Consider the following 11,241-nt stretch of genomic DNA (forward strand, 5'->3'; position numbering starts at 1 on the left):
TCATCCACCTATACCTGTACAAAAAATGGAGTGTGGGCCGGTGCATCCAGATACGCTTTTAGTTCATCATCCAGCTTCAGAAGGGAAATAGACAGGCCCGCCATTTCCAAGGAAGTCGCATATTCCCCCACATAATATCTGTGTACTTTTATCCCGCGTCCCTTTAATATTTCATGAATTTTACCAGTTACGATATACTGTTCATCTAAAGTAGTGGCGCCCAGGCCATTTACAAGCACTGCCGCTTCCTCTCCCGGCTGATAGGGTAGATCCTCCAAGATCTTTTCCAGTATCTCTTCCGTGATTTTATCTGCAGTCTCTATCTTCCCACGTCGGATTCCCGTCTCACCATGGATGCCCATGCCGATTTCCATCTCATCCTCCGCAATATCAAAACCTGGTTTCCCCACCCGCGGCACGACACAAGGGGTTAATGCCACTCCCATCGTCCGTACATTCGCAGCGGCCTTTTCTGCAATTCTTTTCACTTCATCAAGGCTCTGCATAGCCTCTGCTGCTGCGCCTGCACATTTATACACAAATACGATTCCGGCAACTCCCCGCCGTGTGTTCTTCCTGCCCGGTTCAGGTGCAGGCGATGCCACATCTTCTCCGGCAACGACACTTTCCACTCTTATATCCTCTTCAAAATCCGCCTGCTCTGCAGCCATATCAAAGTTAAATATATCGCCATTATAATTGCCATAGATATATAAGACTCCTGCTCCAGAATCAATCTCCTTCGTTACAGCCAGCATCTGTTCCGGACTTGGAGACTGGAACACATCTCCCACCGAACAGCCATCCAGCATTCCTTTTCCAACATATCCGAGAAACAGCGGCAGATGCCCGGAGCCTCCCCCTGTCGCAATTCCCACTTTTCCTTCCTTTTTGTATCTGCTTACCAGGCAATGCACATCATCTTGCGTATACCTCACAAGATCCGGATGTGCCGTATAGATACCTTCCAGCATTTCTTTGACATAATTTTCTGGTTTATTAATTATTTTCTTCATTGTCATGCTCCTTATCTGCGAACCACATGGATTGCAAAACTTTCTACTTCCTCTTCCAGATAGGCTGCTATCAGCGTTCCGTCTTCAGCGATATTCCGGTATCGTTCCCTTATATGGATCCCTTTGCTTTTTAAGTAGCGAACTGCCCGTTCTACAGAATATGTACCAATAGCAATATGACCTGATTTCCCGGGGAAATCTTCTTTCATGAATTCTACAGCATTCCCTGCAAAATCGGATTTTGCACCCTTACGGTGAGCGAGCCCAAAGATATCAGCAACTCTGCCAGCCGTCTTATCTCCGTTCTCATTGCAGCCGCAATTGATTCCTACATGCGCAAGCTGGAATCCAAGGGACAATTGGATTGCCTGCGCGCAGTTTTTCTCAATCTGTTCCCATCTTTCATTTTTAATTTCATCAAAAGATGCAATAAAATCTCCTCCTGCGGCAAGCACATTTTTCGTCGAAAAATACTCTTCCAGCTCAGACATCTTCAGTCCTCCCGTGACTACGAATCTGCTGTTTGGATAGGGTCCCTCCAATTCTCTAAGCGCCGCACTTCCTCCCATCGCCTTCACCGGAAAATATTTAAATACAGACAGACCGTTTCCCATGCCGTTCTCGATTTCTGACGGCGTTACACATCCAGGAAGGATGGGCACCTCCATTTGTCCGGCTCTTTCTACTATCTCCTGCTTATATCCGGGTGTTACGATAAAATCTGCCCCTGCTTTTATTGCGCTGTCCAGCTGTCCTATCGTCAGGATGGTCCCCGCCCCTACGCACATCTGAGGGTACTCTTTTTTTACAGCACGGATCGATTCCGCAGCATGTCCATTTCTGAACATGATTTCTATAACAGGCAGCCCTGCTTTTATCAATATGCCGGCAAGCGGGCCTGCCAGTTCTATAGCCGGCATTTCCACCACAGGCACAATTCCCAGTTCTCCAATAAGCTGAAACACTTCCATATCATACCTCTTTCTTTTTTGATGTCTTGTTCGTCATAGCTGCTTTTATCACCGGAACAAGGAATGTAAGCAATACTACTATTAACAGCACACAAGATACCGGTCTTGTGACAAAGATATCATAGCTTCCTTTTGACATTACCAACGCCCTTCTTAGATTGGATTCCAGCATACCTCCAAGCAGCAGCCCCAATACGAACGGACCGGTGGGAAAATCAAATACTTTAAAAAGAAACCCTAATAACCCAGCCACAAACATAATCAATACATCATAATAACTGTTATTTAATGCATAAGAGCCAACCACACACAAAATGGAAACTGCCACCCAAACGGTGGGCTGTGCCACATTCAGCACTTTTGCAGATATTTTTGCCGTAAGCAGTCCAAATATCAAGAACGCAATATTTGCCAAAACCATCAGTATCATAATCTGAGAGGTGAATACGGCATTTTCCGTAAACATTTTAATGCCCGGCTGCATTCCGTACATCGTAAGCGAACCAATCAAGATAGCTGTAACAGCATCTCCCGGAATCCCCAGTGTCATCATAGTTGTCATGGCACCGCCGATAACACCGTTATTAGCCGAGGAACTGACTGCAAGGCCTTCTACCGAACCTTTTCCATATTCTTCAGCATGTTTGCTTACCTTCTTACTGTTTCCCCAGCAGATTATCGATGCAATATCACCGCCTGCTGCCGGAATCGCTCCGATAACAGTAGAAAACAAACTTACTATGATACATCTTGGCGTCAGGCTTAACATCTTTTTACGATCCGGGAGTATTCTCCCTAATTTCAAATTGACCTTGCGGGCTTCCATCTCAGCTTTTTCGCTCTCGCGTTTTCTGCAGAAAATCTGATACAGCACTTCTCCGATGCCAAACATTCCCACCATAACCGGAATAAATGAAATCCCCTTCAAGAGATTTGTAGAGCCAAATGTAAATCTTGGAATACTCAGAATAGGATCCAGCCCAACACAGGAAAGCAAGATCCCTGCGAATCCGAGCACCAGCCCTTTTAACGGGTCATTGCCTGCAACCGCGATCATCATACTGATTCCGAACAGCGCCAGCATAAAATATTCTGCAGGTCCAAAGGATACAGTAAATTTCGCAATAGGATCTGCAAATAATATAAGGCAGATCGTACTGATTATTCCTCCCATAAATGAGAATATCACGTTCACGCCTAATGCAAGACCGCCTTTGCCCTGTCGGTATAAGGCATATCCGTCAAAGGACTGGGTAATGGATGCCGGCGTGCCCGGAGTATTGACCAGGATGGCCGAAATCCCTCCGGCAAATATTGCTGCATTCCACAATCCCATCAACATGGCAAAGCCATCCACTGGCTCGAACCAAAAAGTAATCGGTGTCATAATAGCGATACCCATCGTCGCCGAAAGCCCCGGCAAAGCTCCAATCGCAGTACCTATCAATACCCCTGCACATAAAAACAGCAGTACTGACGGCTGCAAAACCAGACCCAGCCCTTCCATCCATACGCTAGCTGTCATACCGTCACCCCCTAGACTGTGAATCCAATGGAAAATGCCGCCATAAATACCAAATAAATAAAGACTGTAAATATAACAGCATAAATAATCGTATATTTCCATTTCCGCTCGTATAGTTTATTCAGAAATACCGCAAACAGCAGCACTCCAACAATAAACAGATCCGTCAGATACCAGAATGCAAGGAATACGGCCAAGCCCGCCACTGTCAGCAGCAATATCTTAATGTTACCTCTCATCTCAGCATCTAATGCTACATATTGTTTTTCCCCATTTTGCCTAAGACCGCGGATCATTAGGATGATGCCGGAAAATATAAGCGCTCCGCTTAATATGCAGGGAAAAAATCCCGCTCCCGGTACACCGTCTGATGTGGTAGCGACAAAAGAGAGATTATCTGTTGCCAAGGTCTTTACCAGAAAAAAGATGCCGATCAAAATAGTTATCATTCCCGGCACGGTATCACCTTTTAATTTCTTTTGCATACAAGCTCTCCTCTCTCTATGACAATCCAGACTGCACTTCCTGCAGCCTGGATGTCATATCTGTTTCTGGTGTCCTGCTATTGTGTTATTCCAAGTGTCGGAATAAGCTCTGCATAATCTGCCAGGAGCCCGGAGGCCACTTTATCCATCTCAGATCCGCTTAAATACGCAGGTGTGAATCCGTTCGTCTCCAATACTTCTGTCATCTCATCAGAATTAATCGCTTTTTCTGCAGCATCACTTAAAATGTCAACAACCTCCTGCGGAGTATCTTTGGGTACTGCAAATCCGCCCCATCCCTGAATCGTAATATCATAGCCAAGTTCTGACGCCGTCTGCACATCCGGGATCACGTCCGAACGCTCATCTCCAAGAACCGTCAATACTCTGAATTCTCCTGAATCCACATTGGACTTCACTTCTGACGGGCTTACTGCCACCGCCTGGATATTTTTTCCAAGCAGCGCTGCCACCGCCGGAGATGCACCATCAAAAGGTACATGCGTGAATTCAACGCCGCATTCCTGTTCTACCGTTGCCGCCGCAATGTGCCAGATGGAACCAGTTCCGGAGTTGCCGATCTGGATCTCCCCGGGATTAGCTTTTGCATATTCTATGAACTCATCGAATGTCTGCCATTCACTGTCAGCCCGCACCGTAATGGCTGCCGGGATAGTCATCGCCCGCCCGATAAATTTAAAATCATCTGTCGAGACTTCTGTATATCCAAGTGCTTTTAGCATCGTGGACTCTACCGGCATATATGATACGGTATATCCGTCAGGTTTGCTGTCCGCCACCTGCTGAAGCCCGATTGCCCCGGAAGCCCCTTCAACATTCGTTACCGTAACCGAAGTATCCAGTGCATCTTCAAACTGAGTAGCGAAAATTCTTGCCGTTGTATCAGATGCCCCGCCTGCCGCATATGGAACAACAATGGATATCTGCTTCCCGTCCGGGAAATCACTCTTTCCTCCCTGGGTATCTCCTCCTTTGCTTCCGCACGCTGCCAGGGACAATGCCAGGGCACAAACTGCTGTTAATGAAATCACTTTTTTAAGCTTCATATTCATCCTCCTTAATCCAAATACACTTCTACATCTTTTTTCAACTGTTCCACTTGTTCTTTTGTCAGATCTAGCAAAGGTTTTTTCATATGTCCGCCACGCACGCCACGGAATGTTAAAATATGTTTGAAAATAGACATGTCAGCTCCACCCTTCATCAGCCATGCCAGGGAAGTCGCTTTGTCCTGCGCCTTTTTTGCCGCCTGCATATCTCCCGCCTTAAACTGCTTGTAGACTTCTACAAAAGCTTCTGGAAACGGGCCGGAACACCCCGAGACCGTCCCGTCTGCCCCTGCGGCCAAGGCCGGCAGAAACATATGATCCGCACCAAACACTACAGAAAATTCTCCATCATTTACCCGCAGGTACTGCAGAAGGCGGGTCATGTCCGGATAGCTGTACTTCACGCCAATTACATTTATGCACTCGTTACAGATAATCTCCATCGTCTCGGGGGTAATATCGTTATGTGCAAGTTGCGGTATCACATAGACATATACCGGAAATTCTTTTGAAACAACAGAAGATACTGCCCTGTAATATTCCACCATCGCCCGATCATCTACCGTAAAATAGCTTGGTGTGACTACTCCTATTCCGTCTGCTCCGATTTCTTCCGCATGTTTTGCAAGAATGATGGTATCCTCCTGAGCCATCGCCCCCACGTGAATATAGACCGTGACCCTGCCTGCCGCTTTTTTCACAACAGTTTCCGCTACAAGTTTTCTTTCTTCTACGCTCATCAAGTACATCTCTCCTGTAGTTCCTGTCGGATAGAGGCAATTCACGCCTTTAGAAATCAAAAATTCTACTTGCTGCTCCAGTGCCTCTTTATCAACTTCTCCGGTTGATGTAAAAGGCGTCGTCATTGCTGTGATTACTCCATATAACTTTTTCATGCTTCTCCCTTCTTCTGTTTATTTGTTCAGTAATACTGAATGTCATTCTTTATTACTGTTTACAAATAAATCATAATATACAATTATTTTTCTGTCAATATTATTTTTATAGTCATTTTTTACTAATTTCTGTTATTTATTTTTGTATACTATTCAGTTTTTTGAATCGTCATCCTATATTGCATTGACACCTCTGCAAAAACGTTATATGATTTAAGAAATACTTATTTCAGGGAGATTTGATTATATGGAACATAGACAAGAGACCACCGGATTGGTAAATTCCGTCCAAAAGGCATTGAATATATTGAACTGTTTTTCTGTTGAGCAGCCTCAGCTTTCCCTTGCTCAGATCAGTTCGCTATTATCTTATCCCAAGAGCACCACTCTTAATCTCGTGCGTACCTTAGAACATTCCGGCTATTTATTAAAAGATGCCGTGACGCAGAACTATACTCTGGGATATAAAATATTAAATCTTAGTTATTTACTGCGCTCTTCATTGCCTGTAGTACAATATGCACTTCCTTTTCTGGAAGACCTGCAGGATAAAACCGGTGAAATCATCTACCTAGTTTCGTATATCAATGGCCAGGTCTTATATCTTGAGGGCCTGTACCCTACACAGCGGATGGCCAATTACTCTATCTCCGGGAAAATCCTGCCCATGCACTGCACCGGCTGCGGAAAAGCGATGTTTTCCTACCTTCCCAGGGAAGAGCAGCTCGCCATCATCCGCCGCTGGGGACTTCCCCCGAAGACCCCAAACACCATCACCACCGAAGAAGCTCTTTTTAAAGAGGTGGAGTTGATTCAGTCCAGGGGATTCGCAGTCGATTTAGAAGAAGAAACCCCCAACGTCAAATGCGTTGCCGTACCGGTATTGAATAACAACGGCCATGCCGTTGCAGCCATCAGCATCTCCGGTACTGTCATGAATATGAAAGACGAGCTGCTTCCGGGATATGCCGAAATGCTGTCCCGCACCTGTTCTGTCCTGTCCGGTAAAGCATCGGAATTCCCCGCCTCTAAGGTATCTTCTCCCTTTTGACGGAACCTGCGCTGTCAGAATCGAAAAGATGGCAGCCGGAAACCAGCTGCCATATCTTCCTTGATATCCATACTGCGGCCAGAGCTCCTGTCTTCAGCCGCTACCTGATCGCGCCCCCTATGGGTACGCCTATAACGTAAAAAAAAGAGGGGAGCCCCCCCTCTTCTCTCACTTGCGCCGCCCTGCCAGGCGGACGACAAGCATCACAACTATGATCGGAACGACCAGCGGCATCAGAAGGCTGAAGATGCCTCCAATCACGGCTATGACAATCAGCACTACGCCGATGATGCCAAGTACAAGAAGCAGCTTCTTCCACCAGGAATCGATTCCAAATACATGGATGCTGCCGCCTGTTCCATAGTCCTGCCCGTTTCCCTGTCTCCCCGCAGCTTCCTTGGCCTGATATCCTCCGTATGTTTCCGTAGCATTCTCAGAAGCGTCGATAAGCGAACGTGCAATGACCCAGGGATCGCCAAGCTCGTCGACCACCTCCGACTCCGTCCTGCCCTTCCTCACTTCTTCCGTTATATAAGAATTATAATATTCCACATTATCCTGAACCGCCGACCCGCCAAGGTCATTTTCCAACGCATTCCGGAGCTTTTCCAAGAATTCATTCCGCGTCATCCATTTATCCTCCTAACGTCACCACTGTAAAACACAAGAACCTTGAACCTAGAATAACATATATAAACTGCCATTCCAAGCCCAAGGTCCTTAATTTTTTCTAATCAATTTCTAAAGAATCAGACTTCAAAGATCAGATCTCCATACGACGGCATCGGCCATGCTTCTTTATCGACGATCATCTCCAGCGCGTCAACCGGAGTGCGGAGTGCGGCCATCGCAGGCACAACGTCAGAATGATAATACTCTGCCTGTTCCTTCCCCTCTTCCATACGGGCCGCCTTATCTGCTGCAATTATAAGAGCTTCCAGCGCCTTTTTCGTATCTGCCAGCAGCGCCGACACTTCTTTCAGAAGTCCAGACTGTACGGACATATCCGCTCCCGCTTCTTTTACCGCCACAACCGTATCCGCCAGGCTCTTCGTATACCGGATTACAGCCGGGATAATCTGTTTGCTCGCCATATCGATCATAGTGCGGGCCTCTATATTGATCGCTTTTGAATAATTCTCGTACTTGATCTCAGCACGGGATTCCAGTTCCGCCCTTGTAAATACGTTGAACCTCTCGAACATTCTGACCGACTTTTCCGTCGTCAGTGCCGGTATAGCCTCAACCATAGAGCTGATATTCGGAAGCCCCCTTCTGGCTGCTTCTTCCACCCACTCATCAGCGTATCCGTTACCGTTGAACACGATGCGGTAATGCTCTGTCGCATACTGCTTGATCAGATCATGGACCGCCATCTCAAAGTCGTCGGCCTTCTCCAGAATATCGCACGCTTCGCTGAACGCTTCCGCTACAATCGTATTGATGACTACGTTAGGGCCTGCAACCGAATCACGGGAGCCGACCATACGGAATTCAAATTTATTACCCGTAAATGCGAACGGCGATGTCCTGTTTCTGTCGGTCGCGTCTTTAGCCAGATCCGGCAGCGTTCTGACGCCAGTCTCCAGCGTTCCGCCCTTCAGGCTATGGGTCGCCTCCCCGGTGCTGATAAGCTGCTCAAGCACATCTTCCAGCTGCTCGCCCAAGAAGACAGATATGATAGCCGGAGGCGCTTCATTTGCCCCAAGCCGGTGGTCGTTGCCGGGGTCTGCCGCAGATTCACGCAGGAGGTCTGCATGTTCGTCCACTGCTTTCAGTATACAGGTGAGGACGAGAAGGAACTGTATATTCTCATGCGGCGTCTTGCCGGGTTCCAGCAGGTTCCTGCCGTCGTCCGTCGTAATAGACCAGTTGTCATGCTTCCCGGAACCGTTGACCCCCGCAAATGGCTTTTCATGAAGCAGACATTTCATCCCATGCTTTCCGGCAACACGTTTCAGCGTCTGCATCACCAGGTGGTTGTGGTCTACCGCGATATTCGCCGGCGCATAGATAGGTGCAAGCTCGTGCTGTGCCGGTGCGACCTCGTTGTGCTGCGTCTTGGCCGTAACGCCAACCCTCCACAGTTCTTCGTTTGTGTCCTTCATGAATCCCGCAATCCTCTGGCGGATCGTGCCGAAGTAATGGTCATCCAGCTCCTGGCCCTTCGGGGGCATGGCGCCAAAAAGCGTACGCCCGGTATATATCAGATCCTTCCTGAGACGGAACTTCTCGCCGTCAACGAGAAAATACTCCTGTTCCGCCCCTACGCAAGGAGTCACTTTTTTAGATGTCGTGTTTCCAAACAGCCGTACGAGCCTTAGCGACTGTTCGCTAATGACTTCCATCGAGCGAAGCAGCGGCGTCTTCTGGTCAAGCGCTTCTCCCGTATATGAACAGAAAGCAGTCGGAATACAGAGGGTGGCTCCAGCGGCGTCATGCCTTACGAACGCAGGTGATGTACAGTCCCAGGCCGTATAGCCCCGGGCCTCGAATGTAGCACGCAGTCCCCCGGACGGAAAGGAAGATGCATCAGGCTCACCCTTGATCAGCTCTTTCCCGGAGAAGCTCATCAGCACCTTGCCGCTGTCCAGCGGAGCGGATATAAATGAATCATGCTTCTCGGCCGTAACGCCTGTAAGAGGCTGGAACCAGTGCGTATAATGGGTAGCCCCCTTTTCAATCGCCCATTCTTTCATCTCATGCGCAATGACATCTGCTGTTGCCAGGTCCAGTTCTTTGCCCTCTTCAATCGTCTTTTTCAGGTCCTTATAGACCTTTTTAGGCAAGCGCTCCAGCATGACAGTGTCATTGAACACGTCTTCTCCAAATATTTCAGCTACATTAATCGCTTCGCTCATATTCTCCGTTTCCTTTCTTGTATTTAATCGTACAGCTTCGGGAGGGCCTAGCCTGCCGTCTCCCCAAAAGTCTTTTGTGGCACAGCTAAGCGCAGCCACCTGCATCACATAGAAAAAGGCACCCCAACACCGGTTGGAACGCCTTTGTTCATTTCTACGTCTGCTAGTATACCTCAATCAGCCGAAAAAGGCAAGTAAAAATTTCATTCTGCGACTTAAGCTTTTCCAACTGAACCGAATAATTCCATCTTTTCTTTTACAGTCTGCATAATAGCATCTGTACCTGGTTTCAACAGCTTACGCGGATCGAAGCCCTTGCCTTCCAAGTCTTTGCCTGCTTCAATATATTTACGTGTCGCATCTGCAAATGATAGCTGGCAGTCTGTATTTACATTAATCTTCGCCACGCCGAGGTCGATAGCCTTCTTGACCATATCATCCGGAATTCCAGTCCCACCGTGAAGTACGAGCGGCATCTTCCCTGTGAGCTGCTGAATCGCGTCCAGAGTCTCAAAGCTTAATCCTGCCCAGTTCTCAGGGTATTTGCCATGGATATTGCCGATTCCCGCAGCGAGCATGTCTACCCCAAGGTCAGCAATCATCTTGCATTCCTGAGGATCTGCGCATTCGCCCTGTCCGATCACTCCGTCTTCCTCGCCGCCGATAGCTCCTACTTCAGCCTCGATGGACATTCCCTTCTCCTTACATATGGCAATCAGTTCTTTTGTCTTGGCAACATTCTCCTCGATTGGATATTTGGAGCCGTCGAACATGATGGAAGTAAATCCTGCGTCGATACATTTCAGGCATCCGTCATAGCTTCCGTGATCCAGATGCGTCGCAACAGGTACCGTGATCCCAAGCTCATCCACCATAGCTGATACCATCGCCTGTACAGTCTTAAAGCCTGACATATATTTTCCCGCGCCTTCAGACACACCTAAGATTACAGGTGATTTACACTCTTCAGCCGTAAGCAGAATCGCTTTCGTCCATTCCAGGTTGTTGATGTTGAACTGACCTACCGCATAATGCCCCTCTACCGCTTTTTCAAGCATCTCTTTTGCTGATACTAACATATATTATTCCTCCAATTCCTACACTATGGCGGCAGACCGCCGACATATAATGTAATTGTTTCGCTTTTAACATTATATATCATTACCAGCGAAAACACAATAATGTTTACCAATAATCGAGTAGGAGAAATTTCCTCCGATGAGGAAATTTCGACCTCTCACACCACCGTGCGTCAGACTGTCTAACAATTCTTATATGATAAGTCTGATGTACGGTCTTTTTTCTATTGCTGATATTTTTTGATATTAAATATAAAATTTTTCTATATCCTCTATCTGTAATTAGA

10 protein-coding genes are annotated in these 11,241 nt (G+C 47.3%); 1 reads left to right on the plus strand and 9 read right to left on the minus strand.

Annotation, left to right across the window (positions count from 1 at the left end; genetic code table 11):
* Positions 1 to 8: 8 nt before the first annotated feature.
* The 6 genes from E1963_RS16315 to E1963_RS16340 form a co-directional block, all read right to left on the minus strand.
* Positions 9 to 1,016 carry a dihydroxyacetone kinase subunit DhaK gene (locus E1963_RS16315; RefSeq protein WP_132280263.1) on the minus strand — a complete coding sequence of 336 codons (1,008 nt, stop codon included), beginning with the start codon at positions 1,014 to 1,016 and terminating at the stop codon, positions 9 to 11.
* Between the two features lie 11 nt (positions 1,017 to 1,027).
* Positions 1,028 to 1,987, minus strand: coding sequence for a bifunctional 4-hydroxy-2-oxoglutarate aldolase/2-dehydro-3-deoxy-phosphogluconate aldolase (eda, locus tag E1963_RS16320; protein WP_132280266.1), 960 nt, complete (start codon positions 1,985 to 1,987; stop codon positions 1,028 to 1,030).
* Position 1,988: 1 nt separating this feature from the next.
* The gene (locus tag E1963_RS16325) at positions 1,989 to 3,512 is read right to left on the minus strand and encodes a tripartite tricarboxylate transporter permease (RefSeq protein ID WP_201272055.1); all 1,524 of its coding nucleotides are present in this window, start codon (positions 3,510 to 3,512) and stop codon (positions 1,989 to 1,991) included.
* Between the two features lie 11 nt (positions 3,513 to 3,523).
* Positions 3,524 to 3,997 carry a tripartite tricarboxylate transporter TctB family protein gene (locus E1963_RS16330; RefSeq protein ID WP_132280269.1) on the minus strand — a complete coding sequence of 158 codons (474 nt, stop codon included), beginning with the start codon at positions 3,995 to 3,997 and terminating at the stop codon, positions 3,524 to 3,526.
* Between the two features lie 77 nt (positions 3,998 to 4,074).
* Positions 4,075 to 5,064: a Bug family tripartite tricarboxylate transporter substrate binding protein gene (locus tag E1963_RS16335; RefSeq protein WP_132280272.1), complete on the minus strand. Its 990-nt coding sequence runs from the start codon at positions 5,062 to 5,064 to the stop codon at positions 4,075 to 4,077.
* 11 nt (positions 5,065 to 5,075) lie between these two features.
* Positions 5,076 to 5,963 carry a dihydrodipicolinate synthase family protein gene (locus E1963_RS16340; protein ID WP_132280275.1) on the minus strand — a complete coding sequence of 296 codons (888 nt, stop codon included), beginning with the start codon at positions 5,961 to 5,963 and terminating at the stop codon, positions 5,076 to 5,078.
* Between the two features lie 247 nt (positions 5,964 to 6,210).
* Here E1963_RS16340 and E1963_RS16345 point away from each other — a divergent pair, with 247 nt between their 5' ends.
* The gene (locus E1963_RS16345; protein ID WP_132280277.1) at positions 6,211 to 7,014 is read left to right on the plus strand and encodes an IclR family transcriptional regulator; all 804 of its coding nucleotides are present in this window, start codon (positions 6,211 to 6,213) and stop codon (positions 7,012 to 7,014) included.
* 168 nt (positions 7,015 to 7,182) lie between these two features.
* Here the strand turns inward: E1963_RS16345 and E1963_RS16350 are convergent, their stop codons facing one another.
* The 3 genes from E1963_RS16350 to fba form a co-directional block, all read right to left on the minus strand.
* A complete protein-coding gene (locus E1963_RS16350; RefSeq protein WP_132280280.1) occupies positions 7,183 to 7,644 on the minus strand; it encodes a DUF1700 domain-containing protein in 462 nt (153 codons plus the stop codon).
* 119 nt (positions 7,645 to 7,763) lie between these two features.
* Complete coding sequence (locus E1963_RS16355) at positions 7,764 to 9,875, minus strand: glutamine synthetase III family protein (RefSeq protein ID WP_132280283.1); 2,112 nt, start codon at positions 9,873 to 9,875, stop codon at positions 7,764 to 7,766.
* Positions 9,876 to 10,090: 215 nt separating this feature from the next.
* Positions 10,091 to 10,954, minus strand: coding sequence for a class II fructose-1,6-bisphosphate aldolase (fba, locus tag E1963_RS16360; RefSeq protein ID WP_066579994.1), 864 nt, complete (start codon positions 10,952 to 10,954; stop codon positions 10,091 to 10,093).
* Positions 10,955 to 11,241: the final 287 nt, after the last annotated feature.

This window comes from Extibacter muris, from assembly GCF_004345005.1.
Classification (GTDB): Bacteria; Bacillota; Clostridia; order Lachnospirales; family Lachnospiraceae; genus Extibacter; species Extibacter muris.